This is a genomic window from Bacillus sp. FSL K6-4563, from assembly GCF_038630405.1.
GTDB classification, from domain to species: Bacteria; Bacillota; Bacilli; order Bacillales; family Bacillaceae; genus Bacillus; species Bacillus pumilus.
On the sequence record NZ_CP152030.1, the window covers coordinates 454,582 to 479,956 of the forward strand.

Here is a 25,375-nt window from a genome sequence, read left to right on the forward strand (position 1 = left end):
CTTCTTTATCTATAAGATGATGCTTTTCAGCTGTGACACGTTTTGTGATAAAACGCTGTTTTTGCCTAAATAATCGAGTAGTGAACTGATTAAAAAGGTTCTCGGTTGGTCCTTTGATAATTCTTCACTTAGCAGTTCAAACGCAGAGAGGAGATCGTCCTTTTCTTCCCCGTTTGACAGTGTGTGAAGCTCTTGTTTGATCTTTGTTAAGTACGAGATGACAAGCTTTTCTTCATCATATTCGTCCTGTGTGGAAAGCAAATAAGAGTCCATCAACCGATCTGTTAGCACAGGCTCAATAGAGCAAGGCTTTTTCGACACACGGTCCATCACACCGATAATCATTTCTGCGGCATTTTCTAATTGGATGTTCTTGCGCTCAATCGCCAGCATTAAGATGAATTCTCTCATTAATCCGTTAAGAACAATCACAAGATCCCAGACGTAAGGCGCAACAGATTCACCATATGTGCTTAAAATAATGTCTCTGTGCCGCTGCATGATAATGGAGCGTGTCTCACGTAAATGCTTAATCACAATGGGTGAATGCTGTGAAAAAGCTTCAAAGGACAGCATATTCAAAAATTTATGATTCTCTTTAAACTCTTCAAGCTCAAGCTTGATCTTCTTTGTGAATTTTTCCTTTTTGGACAGCGTCGTTTCTGAATGAATGATCTGAGAAATCTCTCTCATTTTGCACTGATTGTATTTAATCAGTTCTAATAGAAGAGCTTCCTTTGAATCAAACAGCTTATAAATAGACGCTTTTGATATTTTACAGGCATCGGCAATTGACTGCATGGAGACACTCATATAGCCTTTTTGAGAAAATAATTTCTTCGAAACCCGCAAAATCTCTTCTTGCTTTTCATTCATCTTCATAAGTCCTTTCCGAATCGGTAAAACCATATGGTCACAATGGAAACCGAGTGGTCACTTTTGCAATGATAACAAAACCAATGACCTATGACAAGAAAAGAAACTTAAAAAACACCTATCTTATGACAGGTATTTTATCCTTCTGCATGTGCGGCATATATGATGATCTGTCCGTTAAGTTCAGCGATCAAAAGGTCTTTTCGCTCCTTTACAGAGTAAATCGCTGTCCCTTTTTTCAGCTGGGAAGCTGTGCCGTGATTAAAATGTTTGGCAGCTGTTTTCTGAATCACACCTAATTGCTGATCTTTAGTGACGGTTAGTTGATGGGTCCAATCTACATTTGCTTCATAGACAGTTTTTTCCCATTGAAATAAATCTGCCTGTTCATCGAGAGCTAATAACTCTTCTGCACTAGGTGGTTTAGATTCGGCATACCGGACGGATTGGCATCCACATAAGCAAATGGCGAGTAACATCATACATAAGTAAGTCCATATCTTTCGTGTCAAATGAGGTCCTTCCCTTCAAGAAAGCTTGTATATGGTCATAGTCGTTTACGAAGGATGTATCGTTACTTTATGAGGCGAGTAAGAAAATTGTATGTTGGCACAAAATACGATACATTTATCGTATGAATAATCCAATCTATCCAACCCAAGAAGACATGAGACTGATTTCTGTGCTGCACGCATTGGCCGATCCTGTTCGTTTAGAAATTGTCCGCTGTTTAGCGGAAACGGGGGAGAGGACATGCGGCACATATGAAATGAACATTGCCAAATCTACGCTTTCCCATCACTTCAAAGTGCTGAGGGAGGCAGGCATCGTGAAAGTGAGAATTGACGGAAAACACCGCTACTATTCTTTAAGAAAAGAAGACATCGAGACCGCTTTTCCTGGACTCGTGTCATCCATTTTAGCCGTAGATAAAGAGCGGTGGTAAGCCAGCTGTCTAGTAAAGCAGCTGGCTGTTTTATTTCCCATAAATCGACTCATACAGTCGTTTTACCGCCGGCTCAATATCCTCTGGCCGCATATGAGAGAAGCCAAGAACGAGTGGAACAAAGCCTTCCTGATGCCCCGGTAATTGCTCATCAAGGGTAAAACGGTCCATCCCATACATTTTCAGCTTTCTTTCTTTCGCACGCTGTAAAATCTCATGCTGCGAGCGGTTTGAGCGGAACTCTGCGATAAAATGAAGTCCAGCATTTTCCCCAATAATCCGTACATTGTCAGCAAAAACCGTGTCGAGCTCTTCAATGAGCTGCTTCCGCTTTTCCTCATATAAACCATTCATTCTTTTAATATGCCGCTGATACGCACCATCCTTTATAAAATGAAGAAGGGTGTATTGTGTAAAAAGGTTGGCCGTTTGAATGAAAAAGTGCTGTTCTTCCTTATAGCGTCTTAATAAATGCTGCGGGAGCACCATGTAGCTTAGCCTTAAGCCTGGCAGCAATGATTTTGAAAAGGTCCCCATATAAATGACTTTGTCATATCGATCCAAACTTTGCAGCGCTGGAATGCTGTCAGTCCCATACTTGAATTCACTGTCATAATCATCCTCAATGATATAACGGTCATGCTCATCGGCTGCCCAGTTTAAGAGCTGAATCCGCCGGGAAATTGGCATAATCACCCCTGTTGGGAATTGATGTGAAGGGGTAATGATCAACACATTCGGCTCTTTCTTCTGAATGTCACTCATCCGCACTCCTTTTTGATCAATGCCAATCGTTTCAATTCGGTGATGATTGTTTTTTAGCATTTGATAGAGCCGGCGATAGCCAGGGTTTTCTAACCCGTATACTTGATCGGCTGGAAGAATGCTTGATAACGAATGGATAAGTGACTGCGTGCCTGCACTTAAAATGAGCTGTTCTGGATAGCATTTGACTCCTCTTGCCAGCCCGATTAACCGGGCAATCGTTTCCCGAAGCTCGTACACACCTTGTGGATGCGGAAGCTCGCCAAACGCTTCTTGGTGGAGGCTGATCGCCTTTTGTTCACTTTTCAACCAGCTTTTAAAGGGAAAATGAGTGGTATCGACTGAGATATGTGAAAAGGAATACCAATCGTCCCGTGCAATCGGCTCTTCCTTTAAATCTGCTGGGAGTGTAGAGGATTTCAGCTGACCTGATTCATGAAACGTTTCTAGTGATTCCACGAAAAAACCTTTGCGTTCAACCGAATATAAATATCCCTCGGCAAGCAGCTGCTGATATGCGCCATTCACTGAATTGACGCTGACATTTAAAGTATCGGCTAACTCTCGTTTGGAAGGTAATTGATCATTCGGCTGAAGGTTTCGATTTAAAATTTCACCTTTAATTTTCGTGTAAATTTGATGATAAATAAATCCGTTTGCCCCTGTTTGGTCTAGTTGAATTGTCAGCATCTTGTCATTCCTTCCTCTCTGGTACCATGAAAAAAATGATATTGGTACTTTCTATCATACCAAAAAATATTCAGAATAATAAAAAAGACATAAAGGGGATGGATGACAATGAGTCAAACGACAACAAACCGTTTTTCAACAGAGGAATGGCAGGGGAAAAGAGATCAATATGTCGCAAGAGGCGTGAGTAATGGCAACCGTCATCTTGCAGCAAAAGGGAAGGGAGCCGAGCTGTTCGATATCGATGGGAAACGTTTTATCGATTTTGCCGGTGCTATCGGTACGTTAAATGTAGGGCATTCACATCCAAAGGTTGTGGAAGCCGTCAAAGCACAGGCAGACAGTCTGATTCACCCAGGATTCAACGTGATGATGTACGAATCGTATATTGAATTAGCTGAAAAGCTATGCCGCCTCACACCAGGAGATCATGACAAGAAAGCCATTTTTCTCAATTCAGGCGCAGAAGCCGTTGAAAATGCGGTGAAAATTGCACGTAAATATACGAAAAGACAGGCAGTAGTATCGTTTACAAGAGGCTTCCATGGCAGAACGAATATGACGATGAGCATGACGAGTAAGGTCAAGCCATATAAATTTGGGTTCGGACCATTTGCGTCAGAGGTGTATCAAGCGCCATACCCGTATTACTATCAGAAGCCAGAAGGGTTAAGCGATGCAGCCTACGATGAGTACATCATTGATCAATTCAATCAATTCTTCGTCGCTGCCGTTGCACCAGAAACCGTTGCGTGTGTGGTCATGGAGCCAGTCCAAGGGGAGGGCGGATTCATTGTACCATCGAAGCGTTTTGTTCAGCACGTTGCTTCATTCTGTCAGCAGCACGGGATTGTGTTTGTTGCAGATGAGATCCAAACAGGCTTTGCGAGAACAGGGAAATATTTTGCCATTGAGCACTTTGATGTGGTGCCTGACTTAATCACGGTGTCAAAATCTCTTGCAGCTGGCCTGCCGCTGAGCGGTGTCGTCGGCAGAAAGGAACTGCTTGATGCGGCAGATCCAGGGGAGCTAGGGGGAACATATGCAGGAAGTCCATTAGGCTGCGTGGCAGCACTAGCGGTTCTTGATATTATTGAAACAGAACAACTGAATCAACGATCTGAGCACATCGGACAAGTCATTGAGGACAAAGCGAATGAGTGGAGAAGTAAGTACTCATTCATCGGGGAAGTACGCCGATTAGGGGCAATGGCGGCGATTGAAATTGTGGAAGATCAAAAAACGCGTACACCAGATAAGAAAACAGCCGCAGCGATTGCAGCCTATGCAAACAAGCACGGACTACTCTTATTAACGGCAGGGATTAATGGGAATATTATTCGCTTTTTAACACCACTTGTCATCACAGATGAGCTGCTTCATGAAGGACTAGGGATCATCGAGGACGCCTTCAAAGCACGCTAAACAACAAAGGGGGATGGTTGTATGCAAAAACAACAAATGGCAAAAACCATGTCGCAGTCTGACGTACTGTTTTTATCCATAGGTGCAATGCTTGGATGGGGCTGGGTTGTACTTTCGGGAGATTGGATTTTAACAGCTGGATTTTTAGGCAGTGTGATTGCCTTCGTTATAGGCGGTATTCTCGTCATCTTTATTGGACTGACGTATGCTGAGCTTTCGTCTGCGATTCCAGAGACAGGCGGAGGGCTCGTCTTTGTCCAGCGGGCATTTGGGATGAAATCAGCGTTCGTCTCAGCATGGGGCGTATTGTTTGGTTATGTGTCCGTCATTACGTTTGAGGCTGTTGCCTTGCCGACAGTTATTGATTATGTGATTCCAACACAGCATGTTGGCTTCCTATGGAATATAGGGGGATGGGACGTTTATTTCACATGGGTATTGATTGGTTCTGGCGGTGCACTGTTTTTAACAGCACTGAATTATATTGGGGCAAAGCCCGCAGCCATTTTTCAGTCTGTGTTCACAGTAGCGATTATTTTGACAGGCTTTCTCCTTTTAGGCGGCGCGACTTTTAATGGAGATTTTGCAAACCTTGAGCCAATGTTTCAAGGCGGGGTTGGCGGGCTTATGGCCGTGTTAGTCATGATTCCTTTTTTATTCGTTGGTTTTGATGTGATTCCGCAAGTAGCAGCAGAGATTAATGCGCCAAAGAAAATCATTGGGAGAATTTTAATTATCTCCATCGTGAGTGCGGTCGTATTTTATCTGCTTATTGTCTTTGGGGTAGCTGCGGGGCTATCAAAAGGACAGCTTGAAGCCTCTTCATTGGCGACAGCAGATGCCATGGTGCAGCTTCTCGGTCATCAAGCATTTGGGACAGTGCTTGTCATTGGCGGTGTAGCAGGGATTGTGACGAGCTGGAATGCTTTTATTATCGGTGCAAGCCGTATTCTATACGCGATGGCGGAAAGAGGCATGATTTCCAAATGGTTTGCGTATATTCATCCAAAGTATAAAACGCCGACTAATGCCATTTTATTTCTTGGTGCTTTGGCCTTTTTCGCTCCATTATTAGGGCGCCCTGCTCTCGTATGGATTGTCAATGCGGGCGGTGTCGGGATCATCGTCGGGTACTTAATTGTGTCCATTGCCTTTATGAGACTTCGCAAAGTAGAACCAGAGCTTGAGCGTCCGTACCGCATTAAATATTGGCGAACGACAGGCGTTTTAGCCATCGGGCTAAGTCTCCTTTTTCTTTCATTTTATTTTCCAGGGATGCCGGCCTCCTTATCATGGCCAGCTGAATGGATATTGCTTTTAGGTTGGGCACTCATTGGGTATATACTATATGTAATGAATCCAAGAACGAAGGAGACGGTAGAGCATGACAAACGAACTCAAAGTGTATAATCCTGCAACAGGAGAAGAAATTGCTTCAGTTGCTCAGCATACAAAAGAACAGATCGAAGACGCCATTTCTCGCTCACATCAAGCATTCAAAGTATGGGCAAAAACGTCAGCGCATGAACGTGCCAATATCATTCGCAAGTGGTTTGATCTCATGATTGAACATAAAGAAAGGCTCGCAAAAATCATCACGGAAGAAAACGGGAAGCCGTATCAAGAAGCATTAGGCGAAATCGTTTATGCGGCTGGATATATTGAATGGTACGCAGAGGAAGCCAAACGAATCTACGGCAGAACCATTCCGTCACATACGACGAACAAACGCCTTTTTGTCACAAAGCAGCCAGTTGGACCTGTTGCGGCCATTACACCGTGGAATTTCCCAGCAGCCATGATCACGAGAAAGGCAGCACCAGCGCTTGCGGCAGGCTGTACCTTTATTGTGAAGCCTGCTGAAGATACGCCGCTGACGGCTATTGAACTTGTGAAATTAGGCCACGAAGCCGGAATTCCAGAGGATGCCCTGCAATGGGTGGTTGGAGATGGAAAAGAAGTCGGTGAAATATTCACAGATAGTCCATTGATTCGCAAAATCACGTTCACAGGCTCAACGCCAGTCGGAAAGCATTTGATCAAAAACAGTGCAAGTACAGTCAAGCACGTATCAATGGAGCTTGGCGGTCATGCCCCGCTCATCGTAGACAAAGATGCCAACCTTGAACTAGCTGTCAAACAAGCAGCGGCATCTAAATTCCGTAATGCAGGACAAACCTGTGTTTGTGCCAACCGCTTAATTGTGCATGAAGACATTCATGAAGCATTTGCTCAAGTCTTTAGCAAAGAGGTCGAAAAGCTGAAAGTGGGAAATGGCTTTGAAGAGGGCACATCCATCGGCCCAATTATCAACAAGCGTGGCTTTGATAAAATTGTCAGCCAAATTCAAGATGCAGTCGATAAAGGGGCGAAAATCCTTGTCGGCGGAGATACGCATTTCGATGATGACAAGTCGTATTATTTTGTCCAGCCAACGGTTCTCACACATGTGGACCCTTCCATGAACATCATGCATGAAGAAACCTTTGGACCAGTGGCACCGATTACGACGTTCAAAACGCTAGATGAAGCGATTGAATTAGCGAACGATACACCTTTTGGTCTTGCAGCTTATTTCTTTACAGAAAATTATCGAAACGGCCTCTACATCTCAGAGAATCTTGATTACGGGATTATTGGCTGGAATGATGGCGGCCCATCGGCTGTTCAAGCACCATTCGGAGGAATGAAAGAAAGCGGAATTGGCCGTGAAGGCGGCATCGAAGGGATCGAACCTTATTTAGAAACCAAATATGTATCCATTGGTTTAGACGAATAGACGTGAAAAAGACTGTCCGAATAAGGAATCTCGGCAGTCTTTTTTATGTTAAACAGCCGGCGGAAAAAGCTGCTCCACCGTTTCTTTTGTTTCTTTCAGAATGTCGTGGATGTAATCTGCTGGTGCCTGCTCCATGCTGCTGAACAAAAGTCGTTCAACAGGCTCAACACCAATAAAATTGAAGACTTCTGTATCTGATGTCATTCGGTGGGAAGCGGAAACGATCCGGTTAGAGTCAAGAAAGGTCCTTGGAGCATCGTGCGTGTTGATAATGACACCTTTTTTGTGCCGAAGCAGGTTTTCAATAGCCCCATGCTCATTGATTTGATAAGCGAAGCCCTCAGAAAAAACGCGTTCTACATAGCCCTTTAGCATAGCGGGTAAGCCTGTCCACCAAATGGGGAAAATAAACGTTAGGACATCTGCTTGCTGAATCAGCTTCTGCTCTGTTTGAATGGCAATTGGGAGATCACCCCGTTTGATCGCAGCCTTTTCCAAGATGCTTAGTTCTGGTGAAAAACCAAGAGCATAAACATCACGAACAGTCACTTTATGACCATTGTTCAAAAGAGTGCTGACAACAAGATCTAATAAGGTTTGATTTAAGCTTTGCTGGGGATGAGCAAATATAATTAGATGGTTCATCTTATAGCCTCCTAGGTGGTCATGTGTCTCATTATGGCATGCGTCATCATCCTATTCAATCCTATATTGGTAATAATAGGTTGGGAAAATGGAGGTTGATCGTCCAAGATTGCAGGCAAAGCCTTGCATCTCGTGTTCAAGCAAGGTGGAAAGAAACAAAGCGATCGTTTCCGTGAAAACGATCGCTTACGAATCAATTATTTCTTTCTAAAAGCAAGCACAAGCGCAATCAGTGCTACGACTAGAGCAGCAATGGACAACCCTAGCACAAGTGGTGAAGAAGAATTGGAGGCTGTTTCAGATGCCTTTTCTTCTTTTGGTTTTTCTTGACCATGTGAATCCGTTACCGTATTAGATGCGACAATGTTTGTGATCGAATGCGGCTTATCAGCATCTTGATCGCCAGTCCATTCAACGACCGTTCCATCCTTATAATATTGATACGCATCCCATGCAGCTTCCCCTGCTTTTTCAGGGTTTTTCGCTACAAAAACGAATTGCTGGAACTGTCCGGCAAGCACGCCTTTACCGGTTGCTTCCCAAGTCACTCTTGTCACCTTGCCATCTTTTTCTTCAGTTGATGTTTTCCATCCAGAGACTGGCTCATATTGTTGGAATTCGACGCCTTTAGGTATTGTCAAGACAACCTTAGTCGTTGGGCTGTCACTCTCAGAAGGAACTTTTAACGTATAGGTTTCCCACGCATTTGTCGCAGACGTATCAGGTTTGACTGTGACGTGAGCACTCACAGGAATCGCCAATAAAAATGAAGCGAGAAGCATTGGTAATAAAGCTTTAACGTATTTTTTCATATGGTATGAACTCCTTTTAGTTTCTTCTAATAAATGTGGTATCAATATTTTCAAAAGAACCAGTTAACGCATGGATGTCAATTTTCCAAGTACCTTTTTCATTTAACAAGAGGTTTTCAGCAGAGAAATGACCATTTTTTAATCGTTTGAGCTGAAATTCACTCGGTTTCTCTTCACCGAATAAGGCGACTTTATGGATCTTGGCTGACACAGATTGAATATCAGTAATCGTTTGTCCATCCTTCTTCGTAAATGCGACCTCGAATGTGTTTTTCCCCGGGGCATTCGGGGTAATGCTCATGGACACAATGTCACGATGCTCGACCTGGTTTGCGCCAAAGAACGGCTCAGGTGCAGGCGGAGGAGGGCTTGGAATATTGGTGAATACAGCTGTTAATAACAAGATAGCGATTCCGATGATCCACTCAGCTCGTAACGAAACGTTTTGTTTCTGTTTCTTTTCCCATCTTAGCATCAAGTAATGGACAAGCCCAAGAAGGCCCATCAAGATAAATAAGCCAAGCTTGATTAAAAAGGTTCGTCCGTATGCTGATTCGAAAAGAGCATCAAACGATTGCAAAATAAAGATCGCATTTACAAATCCTGAAAACACAATGAGTCCAACAGAAAGCAGTGCCCAAGGGTGAAACGCTGTTAACGTATTCCGTATGAGCGGCTGATCTTCATTTGGCAGCTTCTTCAACAATAAAAGCACAATGGCTGTTAAACCACCGACCCAGATTGATGCAGAAACGAGATGGATGAAATCAAGTGACGTTGTCAGTATTTTATTATCCGTTGCTGCTGGATGTCCGATTTGTGCCTTCAGCCAGAGAAGTACTGCGAATAGGAGCAGTGGAAACAACCATACCCGAAAAGAAGTGAAATCCCCTTTTTTCATCGCAACTAGGCTCCAAATGGTCAGAAGAACAAATGACACCATGAGCATCATCCACAAACTACCGCCAGAAGTCGACGCAATGGTTTCTTGTAAAAGCGCTGGCTGAAATGCTCCCCAAAAAGACACGTCTGCCGCTGATTTTGTTTGAATCGGCAGCTGGAACACGAGTGCACCGCCCATCATGACCAGTGACAATGTCAAAAGCCATTTCATTCGTTTCGCTAATACAGGTGAAATGGCTGTTTTAAACCAAAACAGTCCAAACAAAATGGTCCCGAGAAATAAGCTAAACGACGTATAAAGAAAGGCTTTGTCAATGGTCGAGGCAACATCAATAGATTCATTCGTTTGACCTTGATCTAATTGGTCAAAACCGCCATCCGCTTTGCCAATACTAAACGGGATCATGCCAGAGACAGAATGCCCGTCTGCTGATACCGCATTCCATTGAATGGTATAAATTCCTTTTGGTAAATCCTTTTTTAAAGCAGCTTCCATGATTTTTTGATCTTTGATGACCGTATCACCTTGATCCACACGATCCCCTTTTGCGTTTAGCACCTTAATGGCATGAAATCCACTTTCAATTCCTTCACTAAATGTGATAGAGACCGAAGGAGGCTGCTTCTCCAGCTCTTCATTGGCTGCTGGATTCGAGCTGACGACGTATGCATGGGCAAATGCTTCCTTTGGAATGAAAAAAGCAAACGTAACGATAAGGAGCAGAAGCCACTTACTATGTTTCAACAAGTGTATAACCGCCTTTCTACCTATGAAAATGTCTCATGTATCAGAAAGAAAGCGGCAGTAAACTGTGAGTCACAGAAAAAACCGCTCCTCCTATTGTGCCGCTCACTCTAAAAGGTAAACGAAACAAACAGCAAGATGGTTCACTTTTTCTGTGTCATGTCTGCGCAGACATTTCTTGATTGAATAGGTTTGATCATGTATAAGCCTATTCGATTTAAGAAGAGGAAACAAGAAGTGACGATTTGAAAGTTGTGAAATTCCAATGAATTTTGCGTCAAAACCACGGCACGTCAACCTTTTTACCCCATTTGTCCTATGCTCTGACAGAGAATTCACATCATATTTCAATTTTGTCACACACTAAGTGACAAAGTGACATTTAGTTTCAATTGAAGGGGAAGTGAAAGCGTTTTACGATAAGGTTAAGGGCTTCACTGACACTTGTTCTTATATCTTTTGACCTATAAAGCCCTAAATAAAGGGAAAGAAGAAAGGAGTTTTCATAGATGCAGGAAAAAAGCGGATTCCGCGTAAAAGTACAGCGCTTTGGAAGCTATTTAAGCGGTATGATTATGCCCAATATTGGAGCATTTATCGCTTGGGGGCTCATTACGGCATTATTCATTCCGAGTGGCTATTTGCCAAATGAACAGTTAGCTTCACTTGTTGGCCCAATGATCAACTACTTACTGCCGCTCTTAATCGGTTACACAGGCGGTAAACTCGTATACGACCATCGAGGCGGGGTACTCGGTGCAACCGCGACGATTGGGGTCATAGTCGGTTCGGACATTCCAATGTTTTTAGGTGCCATGATCATGGGACCACTTGGCGGTTACTTGATTAAGAAAATTGATCAGATCTTCAAAGATCGAATCAAATCGGGCTTTGAAATGCTTGTGAATAACTTTACGGCAGGAATTCTAGGTGCCATTCTTGTCGCGATTGCCTTCTACGCCATCGGACCAGTGGTACTTGGTCTAAATAAAGCCCTTGCGGCAGGTGTAGATATCATTGTGAATGCACATCTGCTTCCGCTTGCAAGTATTTTCATTGAACCAGCGAAAGTTTTGTTCTTAAACAATGCGATTAACCAAGGGATCTTAGGTCCTTTAGGGGTAGAGCAAGCGGCGAAGACAGGACAGTCCGTTCTGTTCTTACTTGAAACAAACCCAGGGCCAGGTTTAGGTGTTCTACTTGCATACATGTTCTTCGGAAGAGGGAATGCAAAGCAGTCTGCACCGGGTGCGATTGTCATTCAATTTTTAGGAGGAATTCATGAGATTTACTTCCCGTACATCTTAATGAAACCAAAGCTCATTTTGGCGGTTATTGCAGGGGGAGCGAGCGGCGTTCTGACCTTTACCTTGTTAAATGCAGGCTTAAAGGCTGTGCCGTCACCAGGAAGTATTATCGCTCTCATGCTGATGTCACCAAAAGGCGGACATCTTGCTGTTCTAGCAGGTGTTGTCGTGGCAGCCGTCGTATCATTCCTTGTCGCTTCTGTGATTTTAAAAGCATCAAAAGCAGTTGACGAAGACTTAACAGCAGCAACAGAAAAAATGCAGGACATGAAAGGGAAGAAAAGCGCAGCAGCAGCTGCTCTCACAGCTCAAAAAGAAGGCGCTGAAGCAAATGAGGAAGCAGCATCTCCAAGTGATGTCAATCCAGATGATGTGAACAAAATCATCTTTGCCTGTGATGCAGGAATGGGCTCAAGTGCAATGGGCGCATCCATCTTAAAGAATAAAGTCAAAAAGGCAGAGCTTGATATTGATGTGACAAACACATCCATCAGCAACATTCCAAATGATGCCGATGTGGTCTTCACTCATAAAGATTTAACAGACAGAGCCAAGGCAAAATTGCCAGGCGCTGTGCATATCTCAGTTGATAATTTCTTAAACAGCCCGAAATACGATGAGCTGATTGAGAAATTGAAAAAATAACATGGTGAAACGGGTTGAGTTCAATTTTTCTTCATTGAACTCCCCGTTTTGGTTGTTTTCCTGATTTTCTATTCTAAGAAAAGGTGTGATCATTCATGAAACAAGTACTATCAAAAGACAATATTTTTCTAAACGAACAAGCAGGCTCGAAAGAAGAAGCCATTAAAAAAGCAGGTGAAGTCCTAGTGGCAAATGGCTATGTCACAAGTGATTATGTAGACAAAATGTTTGAAAGAGAAAATATTTCGTCTACATTTATGGGCAACGGGATTGCGATTCCTCATGGAACAGAAGATGCGAAAGCAGCTGTCCTTCATTCTGGGATTTCCATCATTCAAATTCCAGATGGTGTTGAATACGGCGAAGGAAATATCGCCAAAGTCGTCTTTGGCATCGCAGGTAAAAACAATGAACACCTCGATATTCTTTCTCAAATTGCGATTGTCTGTTCAGAAGAGGAAAATGTAGAGCGCATCATTCATGCAAAGGATCAGGATGAACTGATCGCCATCTTTAACGAGGTGAACTAACATGAAGGCACTTCATTTTGGAGCAGGGAATATTGGCAGAGGGTTTATCGGTTCTTTGTTAAAAACATCAGGCTTTGAGCTTGTCTTCACTGATGTAAATGAAGCGGTCATCAACGAGCTGAATGCAAGAGGAGAATACACGGTTGAACTCGCAGCACCAGGTCAGAAGCAAGAAGTAGTCGGCCCAGTGACAGCGATCAATTCTGCACAAAACCCAGTGGCATTAACAGAGGCAGTGGCATCAGCTGATTTGATTACAACAGCTGTTGGACCAACCGTTTTGAAGATCATTGCTTCATCCATTGCTGAAGGATTGAAACAGAAAAAGCCTGACCATATCATCAACATCGTGGCATGTGAAAATATGATTGGAGGCAGCTCTCATTTAAAAGAAGCCGTTTTCTCTCATCTAACAGAAGAGGAACAAGAAGCGTTATCAAAAACAGTTGGTTTTCCAAACGCTGCTGTGGACCGCATTGTGCCGATTCAGCACCATGAGGACATTCTAAAAGTATCAGTCGAGCCTTTTTTCGAGTGGGTCATTGATGAGACTGGCTTTATTGGGGACGTTCCTCAAATTGACGGAGCGACCTTTGTACAAGATTTGACGCCGTATATTGAGCGCAAGCTCTTTACTGTCAATACAGGACATGCACTAGCGGCTTATGTCGGGTATCAGCAAGGCGTTCAAACGATTAAAGAAGCCGTCGATACACCAGAGATTCGCAAGGTGGTTGAAGGCGCACTGCACGAAACGGGCAGTTATTTAATCGACACATATGGCTTTGAAAAAGAAGAACATGATGCGTATATTCAAAAAATCATCAAACGATTCGAAAATGTTTTTATCTCCGACGAAGTCACTCGCGTTGCACGCTCTCCTCTTAGAAAGCTAGGAGCAGATGACCGTTTAATCGGTCCGGCGAAAAAGATCAAGCAGCCAGTGTACTTAATCAAAGGCATTGCTGCAGCTCTCGCTTATGACTTCGCCGAAGACGAAGAAGCGGTTCGTTTGCAGGCATTAAGAAAAGAAAAAGGCATTGAAGGTGTGCTGGAAGAAGTATGTGGCCTCACGCCAGCAGATGATCTCTATCAAGCCATTCTTAAAGAAACAGCTCGATAATTAGAAAATCCCTTTCCAACGAGTGAAAGGGATTTTTTGATGACTTTTTAATACTTTACCCCGTTTGTCGATATATGAAGTAAGGGGGAATTTGTATATGAAAAGGAAAATGTTTGCGTCAAGGAGTGTCTTTTTTCAATTAATGTCTGCCATTATCGTCATCACGATCTTAACCGGCGGACTTGTTGGGACAACGGGGTATTTATTAGCGAAACATGTCTTAATTGATGCGGGGAAAGCAGATTTAAAGCACATCGTCAGCGGAGCAATGGCTACACTTGAACAGTTGAATGATCGTGTAGAGAAAAAAGAACTGACGCTCGATCAGGCACAGGAACAAGCCCGCATTTACTTGAGCGGGCCAAAAAATGACAACGGGAAAGGGTACCAATTTCAAAAGTCAGATTTTATCTATAAAAATAAAGGCTATCTTGTCGCATATGGAGCAGATTATTCCTCTCAAGTCCATCCTGTCAATGACATTGGCGTCATTCCAGATAACACGACCAATCGTGAAAAAATGGTCGCTGGAGCCAAATCAGAAGGCGAGGATGCACACTATGTGACCTATTTAGATAAGGACGATGCCACTGGGGAAGAAAAGCAAAAGCTTGCCTATATGAGCCAGTTCACGCCCTGGAATTGGAGTATCGGCATTGCCGTCTTTCAGGATGAATTTTATAAAGAATTAGAGCAGATGAAGCTCTATATCATGCTCATTACAGCAGGTGTCGCTCTTCTCAGTCTTGGCGTCTTTTATTTAGCTGCTCGAAGAAAGGTCAGACTGCTCAAACAAGTCACTGCTGCTTCAAAAGAAATTGCGGAGGGGAATCTTGAACGCACGAGTTTAAAAGAGACAACAGATGAAATTGGACAGCTGGCAAAAGGCTTTAATCATATGTCAGGAGAACTCCGGACACTTGTAAGCGGTCTACAGGAAACGAGCAGTCAACTCGTCGAATCAGCCACAGATTTATCAGCAATATCTGAAGAAACCTCAGCCAGCAGTGAAGAGATTGGCCGAGCGATTGGTGACATATCGACTGGAACACTTCATCAGGCATCGGACCTTGATGTAGCGAATCAACAAATGACCCAGTTCAATCAATCCATTGAGAACGTCAAAGAACAAAGTGACCAAATTAAACGGATCTCTGACCAATCGAGTCAATCATCGAAGCAGGGTCAGCAAATTGTTCTGCAATTAAAACAATCAAATGAACAATCCATTCAAGCATCTCAAGGCATTAGAGCAGGCATTGAGCAATTAAGTACAAAAGTACAGGATATCTCTAAAATTACAGATACGATTGAAAGTATTTCAAATGAGACGAATTTACTTGCGCTGAATGCCAGCATAGAAGCAGCACGCGCAGGAGAGCACGGCAAGGGCTTCTCGGTTGTGGCGAGTGAAGTGCGGAATTTAGCAGAGCAGACAAAACAATCAGCAGTGCAAATTCAGCAAATGGTACAAGGCATTAAAGAAGAAACGACGGCAACAGCCGACATGATGTCAAACACAATGGATCGTTTCGCTGAGTTAGATGACGCGGTACATGCAACAGAACATGAATTCAATGCCATCTCTACGTCGATTTCACAAACCATCGTTGAAACAGACGCAATGGCAAAAGAGCTGAATGCATTACTAGAGCAAAACGACCTCATCACAAAAGCCATGCAAGGCGCAGCCCATATTTCTCAGGAAAATGCCGCTGCGATCGAAGAGATCACCGCATCCACAGACGAACAAGTGACAGCCATATCCAATGTGGCAAAAGCAGCAGAAAGGCTCAATGAACTAAGCATACGATTGAATCACGATATTGCGCGCTATCGTCTATAAACCATTTTGACTGAACGTCTCGTTTCAGGTACTATATAGTTAATCAAAACCTTGCTCACGCAATCAAAAGGGAGTGTTCCGGTCATGAAAAAGAAAATATTGATGTTCTTACCTTGTGGCTATGGATACTCCACTGCTGTTTTCTTTTAGGATAGATAGAAATTGGTGAAGTCTGTCTACATGAAGAGAAATCTAGCAGAAAAATCAAAGTGAGTGAGGGAAATCATATGGAAAAAATCACAAGAAAAAACCCAGAAAGTATGCCGAAGCCCGTTGGCAGCTATAGTCATATCACAAGAGTACCAAAGGGCGCGGGATTATTTGTTACATCGGGTCAAGTCGGAACAGATATCGATGGACAGGTACCATCAAGTTTAAACGACCAGGTAACCAATACGTTTGAAAATATCAAAAAAATCCTTGAATCAGAAGGATTGAATGAAGAGCATGTCATCAAGGTCAATATATGGGCAACAGAAGAAATCGACTGGGATCATCTATATCCTCAGTGGGATACGATCTTCAAAACAGCTTACCCATCAATGACGGTTGCTTATGTATCAGCTTTAGGATGGCCTGAGCTGAAAATTGAAATTGAGCTATGGTGCGCCGATATATGATCAAAAAAAGAACAGTGCAAACTGTTCTTTTTTACTTGAACCGAAACCGCTTTGTCATCCATGCAGCGATCAACGTAAAGACGGTGTAGATGATGACCCAAATGAGAAAGGATTCATCCCCGCCAATGTATGTGTACATGAGAATGACGCTGGCTAACAGGACAATCAAAGTCGGCATCCAAACATTCTTCAAAAGCATTGTGCCAAAAATGCCAATCAGCACAGAAAGAATAGGGAAGCCAAATACAACGAATAAAATAAAAACAGCCATATGACGAACTCCTTTTAACAAGTGTTTACATTAAAAAATAAAAGATCGACACTGCCATGTGCGGAAGTGCAAAGATCATCATGAGAAAGGCCGTATCCAGACGCCACATGCGGTGTTCTTTCGTTTCAGAATGATAGGCGGCTCTTGTTTCATTTCCGCTTGTCCAAGCCCCCATTAGAAGCCCAGACATCATGATCCCGATAATAGAGATTCCACCACTGACCCATCCTATCCACTCATGGTGCTGCAAAATAATAGCGGCACTGCAAATCACAATCATCGAACAAACACCGGCGATAAAGGCATGTTTTTTTCTCATACTGGTTCACTCCTTTAAACAGGATTAGGAGACGGCATCACATATTTCAATGAAATGACCATCAGGATCAGCGACATAAGCGACGGTTTGACCCCATGGTTTTTTTGCAGGTTCTTTGATGATCGAAACCCCTTTTTCCTTCATTGATGCAATGGTTTGTTCCACATCATCCACAACAAATCCAATCTCAAACGTTTGCGAGGATTGATTTGCTTCAGGGACAGGCAATCCAAGTGCATCTTTGACATCCTGACGCGAGTTAATTGATAATGTCACGTCCCCCGTGTCAAACTCAACATAGGATTCAACCCTAAGTTTCATAGGAAAGCCAAGTACATGTTGATAGAAATGAATACTTGCCTCAACATCGTTTACATATAGAATGGTATATTTCATTTTCATGTGAAAAACTCCTCTCTCCATATACGTGTCAAAACCGGAAAGGTTTCCCACTCAGTGTACCATATAGGATATAAAGCATGTTTTATTCCAAAAAAATCAATATATTTAGCTCGATAGTCTTGAAAAACAAAAAGTGGTGACATATGATAAAAATGTAAAAATAGAAAAAATAGGGGGATTCTACATGTTGAAAAAAATCATGGTGGCTGTCTTGTCCTTAGGTCTTTTACTAAGCGTTACACAAGTCGACACCCACACTGCAGATGCAAAAACAGTCAAGTCCTACAAAAACTGCAAAGCGCTGAACAAAGTCTATAAAGGCGGCGTAGCGAAAAGCAAAAACACGAAAAACAAAGGCGGCAAAACAAAGTACAAGCCGTATGTGTCAAAAGCACTTTACCAAAAAAATAAGCGACTTGACCGTGATAAAGACGGGATTGCATGTGAACGCTAAGCCAATGCGAAGAGACCTGTAACAAGGTCTTTTTTCTATGGGATCAAACTCGTCCCTTTGTGCCATCTCCCTCTTTATATTAAAATAAAGATAGTTACAAAAAATGATACAAAGTGGGGTACTCAATTTGTCCATTCAAGCTGATAAGAAAGACATCCGATTGATTGCCATTGATATGGATGGCACGCTGTTAAACAGTGAACACGTCATTCCAGAGGAAAATAAACAAGCCATTAAAGATGCTGAAGCAAAAGGGGTCCATGTGGTGATTAGCACAGGGCGGACGCTGATGACATGCCGAGAGCTGGTTGAGCCGCTTAAACTGTCTTCTTACCTTGTGACAGCAAACGGAAGTGAAATCTGGGATTCAAACTTCCAACTGATCGAACGAGATCTATTGCATCCTGATCATGTCCAAATGATGTGGGATCTAAAAAATAGATATGAAACCGATTACTGGGCTTCCACTGTGGAGAAGGTGTGGAGAGGTGAATTCCCAGAACGAATTCATGACCACGAATGGCTGAAATTCGGCTTTGAAATTCATGACGATGACGTTCGTGAGGAAGTGCTCAATACACTGAAAACAAATGGTCATCTAGAGATTACAAATTCAAGTCCAACCAATATCGAAGTCAACGCAGCTGGCATTAACAAAGCGGCAGCTCTTGCAAAGGTAGCAGAACGCATTGGCTGTACGATGGACAATGTCATGTCACTTGGCGACAGCCTAAATGATATGGCTATGATCCAAGAAGCCGGATTAGGCATTGCGATGGGAAATGCGCAAGAAGTGGTAAAAGAAGCCGCTGATTGGATTACAGCTCCTAACACAGAACACGGTGTAGCAAAAGCCATCCAGCATTGGGTGCTGTCTAAATAAAGAACATGATGAAAAAGCGAGAGGCGATATCCTCTCGCTTTTTTATGTCCTAGTTCTATTGTTATGTTTTCTGACAATGTCATGTGCAATCTATCCAAAATTGATATAATCAATATAAATTCGAATATTCGGACTTTATGTTCCGTTATTCGGAACAACAAGGAGGGATCCTATGTATCAAGTAGATATCAACTGTGATTTGGGAGAAAGCTTTGGTCAATATACTATCGGTTCGGATGAACAAATTTTAGAATATGTCACCTCAGCCAACATCGCTTGTGGTTTTCATGCAGGAGATCCAACAGTCATGAGAAAAACCGTCAGAATGGCACTGGATAAAGGGGTCCGAATTGGCGCGCATCCGGGTCTGCAAGATTTAGTCGGCTTTGGCAGACGTCCAATGGCGATTTCAGCAGAGGAAGCCTATGATCTCGTCGTCTATCAAATTGGCGCTCTATCAGCCTTTCTCAAAGCAGAAGGCGGCACGATGCAGCATGTCAAGCCACACGGCGCCCTGTACAACATGGCGGCTAAAAATACTGAATTATCTGAATCGATTGCGAAGGCTGTGTATCATGTCGATCCAAGTCTTGTATTATACGGGCTTTCAGGCAGTGAACTTGCGATAGCAGGTGAGAGAATGGGTCTTCAAGTGGCGCATGAAGTATTTTCTGATCGGACCTATCAATCAGACGGGACGCTGACATCCCGCCGCGAACCACACGCACTCATTGAAGACGATGAACTGGCCGTTCAGCAGGTCGTTCGTATGGTGAGAGAAGGGAAGGTTCATACCGTTCAAGGGGAAGACATTTCGCTTAAAGCGGATACTGTCTGTATTCATGGAGACGGCATCCATGCGCTCCAATTTGCCAAAACTATTACATCAAAGCTAAAAGAAGCGAGCATTCATCTCAAAGCCTTTCAATAAAAATCGTCATCAAAGGGGGAAACAGCATGAAAAAAGAGGAAGTCAAGCACACGAAGGCACCAAAGGGGAACCGGTCTATGCTGATGGGCGCAGCCTTTTTAATGGCGACGTCCGCCATCGGACCGGGATTTTTAACACAAACGACTGTCTTTACACAGCAGCTGGCGGCTAGCTTTGGGTTTGTCATTCTCATCTCTATTTTGTTAGATATTTTTGCGCAAACCAATGTATGGCGCATCATCGCTGTGTCAGAAAAACGAGGGCAGGATATTGCAAATATGGTTCTGCCGGGTCTCGGCTATGTCCTGGCCGTTTTGATTGTCATTGGGGGACTTGCCTTTAACATCGGAAATATCGCTGGTGCTGGTCTCGGTTTTCAGGTCATTTTCGGAGTCGATCCGCGAATCGGTGCAGGGGTCAGTGCTGCTATTGCTATTCTGATCTTTGTGATCAAAGAGGCTGGAAAAGCGATGGACCGTTTCACACAGATAGCGGGCTTTGTCATGATTGGTCTGATGCTGTATGTGGCGATTTCAACAGCACCGCCAGTTGGAGAAGCGGCAGTGAGAACATTTGTCCCAGAGAAAATTGATATTTTATCCATTGTGACACTTGTAGGCGGAACAGTAGGCGGCTATATCGTCTTCGCTGGCGGACACCGCTTGCTGGATGCAGGTATTAAGGGGAAGGAAGCATTGCCCCAAGTGACGAAAAGCTCTATTTTCGGTGTCCTCATTACGTCCATCATGCGTGTAGCACTCTTTCTTGCTACATTAGGAGTTGTCGCAAAAGGCTTGCAGATTGATCCATCTAACCCGCCTGCCTCTGTATTTCAACTAGCTTCAGGAAATATCGGATATAAAATGTTTGGCATTATTATGTGGGCTGCGGCAATTACGTCCGTCATTGGAGCAGCATATACATCAGTTTCCTTCTTTAAAACCTTCTCGTCAAAAATTGAGCAAAATCAACGTGGCATTATCATCGGCTTTATTGCCCTCTCGACCATTTGTTTTATTACGATCGGAAGACCTGTGAACATATTGATATTAGTTGGGGCAATCAATGCATTGATCTTACCGCTCGCGCTTGGCACCTTGCTGGTAGCGGCTTATAAGAAAGACATTGTCGGGGATTATCGACATCCATTCTTTTTGACAGTATCAGGCGCATTTGTAGTTGTCATCATGGCAATGATGGGCGGATATACCATCATCAATGAAATTCCAAAACTATGGAGCTGAATCGAATGAATATCTATCAAACATATGAGCCTTCACAGATCAGAGAGTTGATTCGTAAAAAAGAAATCACAGGGCCAACGGCAGGCCTAGCAGAGGGATATGCTCAAGCCAACTTAATGATCGTCAAAAAGGAACTTGCCTTTGATTTTCTGTTGTTTTGTCAGCGCAATCCGGCTGCATGCCCCTTGCTTGATGTGCTGGAGCCGGGTGATCCAGTGCCGAGACGGTCTGCACCTCATGCGGATATTCGTACGGACTTTCCTAAATACCGTGTTTACCGAAAAGGGATTCTTCAAGAAGAGGTGTCAGATATCTCTGCTTATTGGGAGGACGATATGGTTGCCTTTCTCATCGGCTGCAGTTTTACGTTTGAGCATGCGCTCATGCTGAATGATATCCCTGTTCGCCATATTGAAAACGGCCATAACGTTCCGATGTATCAAACGAATATCGCTTGTGAAAGGGCGGGGGCATTTCATGGCCCGATGGTCGTCAGCATGAGACCCATTCCGGCGCATCAGATCACAAGAAGTGTACAAGTGACGTCTAGGTTCCCGTCAGTTCATGGTGGCCCCATTCATATAGGTGACCCAGCGATGATCGGAATTGACAATGTGGATCAGCCGGACTTTGGAGAACCATCTGTGATCAAAGAAGGAGAGGTCCCGGTGTTTTGGGCATGTGGTGTGACGCCGCAAGCCATTGTCATGCATACAAAACCAGACATTGCGATTACCCATGCACCTGGGCATATGTTCATCACAGATCAACGAGATCAACAGCTTGGTGTGCTTTAGAAAGAGAGGGGTCCTCAAGTGGCATTTTCAACAATAAAAAATTCTATCACCTTTCACCCGTTAGGGGATGCAGCGATTGTTATTCAAGCAGGAGCAGACATATGTGAAGAAATTCATGAGCGTGTTGTGCAGCTGTTTTCTTGTATTGAACAGCATCCATTTGCCGGATATGTGGAAGCTGTTCAAGCCTTTACAAACGTGACTGTTTTCTACGAGCCGTATACCGTTTATCAATCTGCCCATCTTCAACAACAAGATTTGTCCTCCTATGAATGGGTGAAAAGCTATATTGAAACACTCCTTGAAGAGAAATGGCAGGAGGGGGTTCAGGCTAAGCGCCGCACCATCGACATACCGGTCTGCTACGGGGGAGAGCTGGGTCCTGATTTAGAAGAAGTCGCCCGGATCAATCATTTAACACCAGAAGAAGTCGTGCGTATTCACACCGCAGGGACGTATCTTGTCTATATGATTGGATTTGCCCCAGGGTTTCCGTTTTTAGGCGGGCTGTCTGAAAAGATCGCAGCCCCGCGCAGGGAAACACCGAGAATGTCCATTCCAAAAGGATCTGTCGGCATTGCGGGAAAGCAGACCGGCGTTTACCCCATTTCCACACCTGGCGGCTGGCAGCTCATTGGACAAACACCGCTGCCACTCTTTCGACCAGACGAGAAAGTCCCGAGTCTATTGAGAGCAGGGGACGAGGTCAGATTTGTCCAAATGTCTGAAAAGGAATTTTTCAGCATGAAGGAGGCAGAACGTTGAGTATTCATGTCATCAAGCCAGGAATGTTCACAACCATTCAAGATAAAGGGCGGAAAGGCTATCAAAAGTATGGCGTCTTAACGAGCGGCGGCATGGATGCGCTCTCGCTTAGAATTGCCAACATTCTCACAGGCAACGAGGAAAACGAAGCCGTACTGGAAATCACATTAATGGGGCCGGGTCCTGTGTTGACATGTCACAAGGATGCGCTTATTGCAGTGACTGGCGCTGATGTAGAGATCGACATCGATGGAGAGCCAGCCCCTTTATGGAAGCCGCTTTTTATTCGAGCAGGAAGCACAATCACCTTTGGACCTTGTAAAAGAGGCTGCCGCGCTTACTTTGCTGTGGCAGGCGGATTCGATGTAGAGCCGGTGATGGAGAGCAAAAGCACCTATGTGAGAGCAGGAATCGGTGGACTGAACGGACGTCCGCTTGAAAAAGGAGACGTCCTGTCCATTGGAAAGCCATCACTCGTAGCAAATCGATTGTCTGATAGACTCAAAAGCAATCTGAAACAGGCGGCGTACAGCGCACCCGATTGGACTGTAAGTTATACGCATTTTTTACCGTTGCGGAAATCGCCCGTGATTCGGGTGCTGCCAGGGAGACACCTTTCTTTTTTTCAAGAATCATCTCAAAGCACCTTTTTCGAACAGCCTTTTCAGGTCACGCCTCAATCAGATCGCATGGGCTGCCGTTTGAAGGGGGAGCCGGTTCATTTAAAAGAAAAGCTTGAATTGATTTCTGAGGCGGTTGCCTTTGGTTCTATTCAAATTCCTCCTGACGGTCAGCCGATTATTCTGCTGGCAGATCGGCAAACAACAGGCGGATACCCGCGGATTGGAGAAGTTGCGACGGTCGATCTGCCGCTCATTGCACAAGCGATGCCTGGGGCGAATTTGTATTTTAAGCGAATCGATCATCAGGACGCAGAGCAGGCGCTATTTAAGCAAGAAGCAGAACTGAAGGAGCTGGGTGCCAGAATCAAGCTTGAAGCCTTCGTTTAGAAAAAGGGGATGGACATGCAGAACACAAATAAAACCGTCGTGAAATCAATGGAGATTTTGCGGCTGTTTATCACACGTGACCAATTAACATTGAATGAAATGATTGAGCTTTCCGGTATGCCGAAAACGTCTGTGCACCGGATGGCGAGCTCGTTAAGCGATATGGGATTATTAGAAAAGCAAGATTCAGGTGCTTATCGGTTAGGACTGATGTTTCTAGAATACGGTCAGCTTGTGGCGGATCGTCTTGATATTCGGAGACTTGCAAGACCATTTATGGAAGGCTTGCGGGATGAAGTGGGAGAAGCTGTACAGCTCATCGTTCGTGAAGGAGACGAAGCCATTTACGTGGATAAAATTGAAGGGACGCAGCCTGTTCGTCTCTACACCGCCGTCGGCAGGCGCTCTCCCCTGTATGCAGGAGCCTGTGCGAGAAGTATTCTCTCCTTTTTACCAGAGAACGAGAGAATCGCCTATATCGATTCGATTGAGCTAGGGAAAATTGGAATCGGAACCATTACAGATAAAGAGGTTCTTCGAAACATACTGGAAGAATCAAATGAGCGGGGCTATACGTTAAGTTATTCGGAGCTTGAAAACTATACAGCTGCGGTTGGAGCTCCTATATTCAATCACCTTGGAGAAGTCACAGCAGGTATTAGCATTGCAGGGTTTGAAGCAGGTTATCAAAAAGAACGTCTTCCATACTTAATTGAACAAGTCAAAAAAGCCGCGAGCGGTATCTCCAGAGAATTAGGCTTTCATCTAGATAAATAAAAAGCCAATGACCGTTAAGATCATTGGCTTTTCGCGTTCAGTTTATTAGAAAGTTTTACCTAAAGCTTTTGCACGTTCGATCGCATCTGCTTTAATTTGCTCTGCTTTCGCAGGTTCAGCATTGTGACCTTCAACGATAAGACCTTCGAAAGAAGGAATTCCGAAGAAGCTCGCAATTGTACCAAGGTAACGGTGGCCTGCTTCAAGTTCAGCAGCAGGACCTTCAGTGTAGTATCCGCCACGTGCTTGGATGTGTAGAGCTTTTTTGTCTGTTAATAATCCAACAGGACCTTGCTCCGTGTATTTGAATGTTTTACCAGCTACAGCAACAGAGTCGATGTATGCTTTAAGAACTGGTGGGAATGAGAAGTTCCAAAGTGGTGAAACAAATACATATTTGTCAGCAGAAACGAATTGATCGCTTAATTCGTTTAGGCGAGCAACCTTCGCTTGCTCTTCAGCTGAAAGTGTATCGAAACCAGCACCTGATTGCAGCTTGCCCCAGCCAGCGAATACATCTGCATCAATGTGAGGGATGTTTTCTTTGTACAAATCGATATGTACAACCTCGTCACTTGGGTTTGCTTCCTTATAAGATTCGATAAATGCTTTAGCAGTAGCCATACTGTAAGAAACTGTTTCATCATGCGGATGTGCAGTGATGTATAAAACTTTTGCCATGTTCATTCAATCCTTTCTGTTTCAGTGATTTTTTTAGCGTATCCCAAAGATACACTGAATATGTGGCATCTTTAATCATAGTGGAATGCTACGAAAAAGATGTAACAAGCACAGTTACATAAAAACTGATATTTTTATTGTAATCACAATGTAGTTTGAAGTCAAGGTATAAAGTCTCGAAATC

General features: G+C 43.8%; 27 protein-coding genes. 17 read left to right on the top strand and 10 right to left on the bottom strand.

What is annotated here, in order from left to right; all coding sequences use genetic code 11:
* Nucleotides 1–9: 9 nt before the first annotated feature.
* Nucleotides 10–876, bottom strand: coding sequence for a TetR/AcrR family transcriptional regulator (locus tag MHH54_RS02200; RefSeq protein ID WP_342500622.1), 867 nt, complete (start codon nt 874–876; stop codon nt 10–12).
* A gap of 137 nt (nt 877–1,013) precedes the next feature.
* Nucleotides 1,014–1,388: a hypothetical protein gene (locus tag MHH54_RS02205; RefSeq protein ID WP_034620224.1), complete on the bottom strand. Its 375-nt coding sequence runs from the start codon at nt 1,386–1,388 to the stop codon at nt 1,014–1,016.
* Between the two features lie 122 nt (nt 1,389–1,510).
* Between MHH54_RS02205 and MHH54_RS02210 the strand changes: the two genes are divergently transcribed.
* A complete protein-coding gene (locus tag MHH54_RS02210) occupies nt 1,511–1,822 on the top strand; it encodes a metalloregulator ArsR/SmtB family transcription factor (RefSeq protein ID WP_251191125.1) in 312 nt (103 codons plus the stop codon).
* Between the two features lie 30 nt (nt 1,823–1,852).
* Here MHH54_RS02210 and MHH54_RS02215 read toward each other — a convergent pair whose 3' ends face one another.
* Nucleotides 1,853–3,277 carry a PLP-dependent aminotransferase family protein gene (locus tag MHH54_RS02215; RefSeq protein WP_342500623.1) on the bottom strand — a complete coding sequence of 475 codons (1,425 nt, stop codon included), beginning with the start codon at nt 3,275–3,277 and terminating at the stop codon, nt 1,853–1,855.
* Nucleotides 3,278–3,385: 108 nt separating this feature from the next.
* On the opposite strand from MHH54_RS02215, the gene gabT reads away from it, so the two are divergent.
* From gabT to MHH54_RS02230, 3 genes are read left to right on the top strand one after another with little or no spacing between them, the layout of a single operon-like run.
* Nucleotides 3,386–4,702, top strand: a complete 1,317-nt coding sequence (gene gabT, locus MHH54_RS02220; RefSeq protein WP_342500624.1) for a 4-aminobutyrate--2-oxoglutarate transaminase — start codon at nt 3,386–3,388, stop codon at nt 4,700–4,702.
* Nucleotides 4,703–4,723: 21 nt separating this feature from the next.
* Complete coding sequence (locus MHH54_RS02225) at nt 4,724–6,112, top strand: APC family permease (protein WP_044140510.1); 1,389 nt, start codon at nt 4,724–4,726, stop codon at nt 6,110–6,112.
* A complete protein-coding gene (locus tag MHH54_RS02230) occupies nt 6,087–7,481 on the top strand; it encodes an NAD-dependent succinate-semialdehyde dehydrogenase (RefSeq protein ID WP_003214039.1) in 1,395 nt (464 codons plus the stop codon). Before MHH54_RS02225 ends, MHH54_RS02230 begins: the two co-directional genes overlap by 26 nt.
* A gap of 48 nt (nt 7,482–7,529) precedes the next feature.
* On the opposite strand, the gene MHH54_RS02235 is transcribed toward MHH54_RS02230, so the two are convergent.
* From MHH54_RS02235 to MHH54_RS02245, 3 genes are all read right to left on the bottom strand, one after another.
* On the bottom strand, nt 7,530–8,126 hold the full coding sequence (locus tag MHH54_RS02235) for an NAD(P)H-dependent oxidoreductase (protein ID WP_003213835.1): 597 nt from the start codon (nt 8,124–8,126) through the stop codon (nt 7,530–7,532).
* 197 nt (nt 8,127–8,323) lie between these two features.
* Nucleotides 8,324–8,938 (bottom strand): DUF1775 domain-containing protein, encoded by a 615-nt coding sequence (locus tag MHH54_RS02240; protein ID WP_003214390.1) that lies wholly within the window; start codon nt 8,936–8,938, stop codon nt 8,324–8,326.
* A 16-nt stretch (nt 8,939–8,954) separates the two neighbouring features.
* Nucleotides 8,955–10,589, bottom strand: a complete 1,635-nt coding sequence (locus MHH54_RS02245; protein WP_342500625.1) for a copper resistance CopC/CopD family protein — start codon at nt 10,587–10,589, stop codon at nt 8,955–8,957.
* A gap of 506 nt (nt 10,590–11,095) precedes the next feature.
* Between MHH54_RS02245 and MHH54_RS02250 the strand changes: the two genes are divergently transcribed.
* From MHH54_RS02250 to MHH54_RS02270, 5 genes are all read left to right on the top strand, one after another.
* Complete coding sequence (locus MHH54_RS02250; RefSeq protein WP_342500626.1) at nt 11,096–12,538, top strand: PTS mannitol transporter subunit IICB; 1,443 nt, start codon at nt 11,096–11,098, stop codon at nt 12,536–12,538.
* Between the two features lie 95 nt (nt 12,539–12,633).
* A complete protein-coding gene (locus MHH54_RS02255; protein ID WP_012008933.1) occupies nt 12,634–13,068 on the top strand; it encodes a PTS sugar transporter subunit IIA in 435 nt (144 codons plus the stop codon).
* Between the two features lies 1 nt (nt 13,069).
* A complete protein-coding gene (locus MHH54_RS02260) occupies nt 13,070–14,191 on the top strand; it encodes a mannitol-1-phosphate 5-dehydrogenase (RefSeq protein ID WP_342500627.1) in 1,122 nt (373 codons plus the stop codon).
* Nucleotides 14,192–14,288: 97 nt separating this feature from the next.
* Nucleotides 14,289–16,037 (top strand): methyl-accepting chemotaxis protein, encoded by a 1,749-nt coding sequence (locus tag MHH54_RS02265; RefSeq protein ID WP_342500628.1) that lies wholly within the window; start codon nt 14,289–14,291, stop codon nt 16,035–16,037.
* Nucleotides 16,038–16,264: 227 nt separating this feature from the next.
* Nucleotides 16,265–16,657: a RidA family protein gene (locus tag MHH54_RS02270; RefSeq protein WP_034664057.1), complete on the top strand. Its 393-nt coding sequence runs from the start codon at nt 16,265–16,267 to the stop codon at nt 16,655–16,657.
* A 31-nt stretch (nt 16,658–16,688) separates the two neighbouring features.
* On the opposite strand, the gene MHH54_RS02275 is transcribed toward MHH54_RS02270, so the two are convergent.
* The 3 genes from MHH54_RS02275 to MHH54_RS02285 are packed head-to-tail and all read right to left on the bottom strand — an operon-like array spanning nt 16,689 to nt 17,649.
* Nucleotides 16,689–16,928 (bottom strand): DUF2651 family protein, encoded by a 240-nt coding sequence (locus MHH54_RS02275; protein WP_003214096.1) that lies wholly within the window; start codon nt 16,926–16,928, stop codon nt 16,689–16,691.
* Between the two features lie 25 nt (nt 16,929–16,953).
* On the bottom strand, nt 16,954–17,247 hold the full coding sequence (locus tag MHH54_RS02280; RefSeq protein WP_003214359.1) for a DUF5316 family protein: 294 nt from the start codon (nt 17,245–17,247) through the stop codon (nt 16,954–16,956).
* A gap of 24 nt (nt 17,248–17,271) precedes the next feature.
* Nucleotides 17,272–17,649 carry a VOC family protein gene (locus MHH54_RS02285; protein WP_003214168.1) on the bottom strand — a complete coding sequence of 126 codons (378 nt, stop codon included), beginning with the start codon at nt 17,647–17,649 and terminating at the stop codon, nt 17,272–17,274.
* A gap of 184 nt (nt 17,650–17,833) precedes the next feature.
* Between MHH54_RS02285 and MHH54_RS02290 the strand changes: the two genes are divergently transcribed.
* From MHH54_RS02290 to MHH54_RS02325, 8 genes are all read left to right on the top strand, one after another.
* Complete coding sequence (locus MHH54_RS02290) at nt 17,834–18,103, top strand: excalibur calcium-binding domain-containing protein (RefSeq protein WP_003214076.1); 270 nt, start codon at nt 17,834–17,836, stop codon at nt 18,101–18,103.
* A 127-nt stretch (nt 18,104–18,230) separates the two neighbouring features.
* On the top strand, nt 18,231–18,986 hold the full coding sequence (locus MHH54_RS02295; RefSeq protein ID WP_003214460.1) for a Cof-type HAD-IIB family hydrolase: 756 nt from the start codon (nt 18,231–18,233) through the stop codon (nt 18,984–18,986).
* 172 nt (nt 18,987–19,158) lie between these two features.
* Nucleotides 19,159–19,917 (top strand): 5-oxoprolinase subunit PxpA, encoded by a 759-nt coding sequence (locus MHH54_RS02300; protein ID WP_003214363.1) that lies wholly within the window; start codon nt 19,159–19,161, stop codon nt 19,915–19,917.
* Nucleotides 19,918–19,943: 26 nt separating this feature from the next.
* Nucleotides 19,944–21,161: an NRAMP family divalent metal transporter gene (locus MHH54_RS02305; RefSeq protein ID WP_003213863.1), complete on the top strand. Its 1,218-nt coding sequence runs from the start codon at nt 19,944–19,946 to the stop codon at nt 21,159–21,161.
* A 5-nt stretch (nt 21,162–21,166) separates the two neighbouring features.
* Nucleotides 21,167–21,958: a putative hydro-lyase gene (locus MHH54_RS02310; protein ID WP_003214139.1), complete on the top strand. Its 792-nt coding sequence runs from the start codon at nt 21,167–21,169 to the stop codon at nt 21,956–21,958.
* Nucleotides 21,959–21,976: 18 nt separating this feature from the next.
* A complete protein-coding gene (gene pxpB / locus MHH54_RS02315) occupies nt 21,977–22,723 on the top strand; it encodes a 5-oxoprolinase subunit PxpB (protein WP_106032997.1) in 747 nt (248 codons plus the stop codon).
* Entirely contained in the window at nt 22,720–23,733 is a 1,014-nt protein-coding gene (locus MHH54_RS02320) for a biotin-dependent carboxyltransferase family protein (RefSeq protein WP_342500629.1), read from the top strand. Before pxpB ends, MHH54_RS02320 begins: the two co-directional genes overlap by 4 nt.
* A gap of 15 nt (nt 23,734–23,748) precedes the next feature.
* Entirely contained in the window at nt 23,749–24,510 is a 762-nt protein-coding gene (locus tag MHH54_RS02325) for an IclR family transcriptional regulator (RefSeq protein WP_044140525.1), read from the top strand.
* Between the two features lie 45 nt (nt 24,511–24,555).
* Here MHH54_RS02325 and MHH54_RS02330 read toward each other — a convergent pair whose 3' ends face one another.
* Nucleotides 24,556–25,191, bottom strand: a complete 636-nt coding sequence (locus MHH54_RS02330; protein ID WP_003214444.1) for an FMN-dependent NADH-azoreductase — start codon at nt 25,189–25,191, stop codon at nt 24,556–24,558.
* Nucleotides 25,192–25,375 lie beyond the last annotated feature (184 nt).

Bases quoted from the DNA above. Each gene is read 5' to 3' on its own strand.
- MHH54_RS02200 (WP_342500622.1), bottom strand. From the start codon at position 876: ATGAATGAAAAGCAAGAAGAGATTTTGCGGGTTTCGAAGAAATTATTT.
- MHH54_RS02210 (WP_251191125.1), top strand. From the start codon at position 1,511: ATGAATAATCCAATCTATCCAACCCAAGAAGACATGAGACTGATTTCT.
- MHH54_RS02215 (WP_342500623.1), bottom strand. From the start codon at position 3,277: ATGCTGACAATTCAACTAGACCAAACAGGGGCAAACGGATTTATTTAT.
- gabT (WP_342500624.1), top strand. From the start codon at position 3,386: ATGAGTCAAACGACAACAAACCGTTTTTCAACAGAGGAATGGCAGGGG.
- MHH54_RS02225 (WP_044140510.1), top strand. From the start codon at position 4,724: ATGCAAAAACAACAAATGGCAAAAACCATGTCGCAGTCTGACGTACTG.
- MHH54_RS02230 (WP_003214039.1), top strand. From the start codon at position 6,087: ATGACAAACGAACTCAAAGTGTATAATCCTGCAACAGGAGAAGAAATT.
- MHH54_RS02235 (WP_003213835.1), bottom strand. From the start codon at position 8,126: ATGAACCATCTAATTATATTTGCTCATCCCCAGCAAAGCTTAAATCAA.
- MHH54_RS02240 (WP_003214390.1), bottom strand. From the start codon at position 8,938: ATGAAAAAATACGTTAAAGCTTTATTACCAATGCTTCTCGCTTCATTT.
- MHH54_RS02250 (WP_342500626.1), top strand. From the start codon at position 11,096: ATGCAGGAAAAAAGCGGATTCCGCGTAAAAGTACAGCGCTTTGGAAGC.
- MHH54_RS02255 (WP_012008933.1), top strand. From the start codon at position 12,634: ATGAAACAAGTACTATCAAAAGACAATATTTTTCTAAACGAACAAGCA.
- MHH54_RS02260 (WP_342500627.1), top strand. From the start codon at position 13,070: ATGAAGGCACTTCATTTTGGAGCAGGGAATATTGGCAGAGGGTTTATC.
- MHH54_RS02265 (WP_342500628.1), top strand. From the start codon at position 14,289: ATGAAAAGGAAAATGTTTGCGTCAAGGAGTGTCTTTTTTCAATTAATG.
- MHH54_RS02270 (WP_034664057.1), top strand. From the start codon at position 16,265: ATGGAAAAAATCACAAGAAAAAACCCAGAAAGTATGCCGAAGCCCGTT.
- MHH54_RS02275 (WP_003214096.1), bottom strand. From the start codon at position 16,928: ATGGCTGTTTTTATTTTATTCGTTGTATTTGGCTTCCCTATTCTTTCT.
- MHH54_RS02280 (WP_003214359.1), bottom strand. From the start codon at position 17,247: ATGAGAAAAAAACATGCCTTTATCGCCGGTGTTTGTTCGATGATTGTG.
- MHH54_RS02285 (WP_003214168.1), bottom strand. From the start codon at position 17,649: ATGAAAATGAAATATACCATTCTATATGTAAACGATGTTGAGGCAAGT.
- MHH54_RS02290 (WP_003214076.1), top strand. From the start codon at position 17,834: ATGTTGAAAAAAATCATGGTGGCTGTCTTGTCCTTAGGTCTTTTACTA.
- MHH54_RS02300 (WP_003214363.1), top strand. From the start codon at position 19,159: ATGTATCAAGTAGATATCAACTGTGATTTGGGAGAAAGCTTTGGTCAA.
- MHH54_RS02305 (WP_003213863.1), top strand. From the start codon at position 19,944: ATGAAAAAAGAGGAAGTCAAGCACACGAAGGCACCAAAGGGGAACCGG.
- MHH54_RS02310 (WP_003214139.1), top strand. From the start codon at position 21,167: ATGAATATCTATCAAACATATGAGCCTTCACAGATCAGAGAGTTGATT.
- MHH54_RS02325 (WP_044140525.1), top strand. From the start codon at position 23,749: ATGCAGAACACAAATAAAACCGTCGTGAAATCAATGGAGATTTTGCGG.
- MHH54_RS02330 (WP_003214444.1), bottom strand. From the start codon at position 25,191: ATGGCAAAAGTTTTATACATCACTGCACATCCGCATGATGAAACAGTT.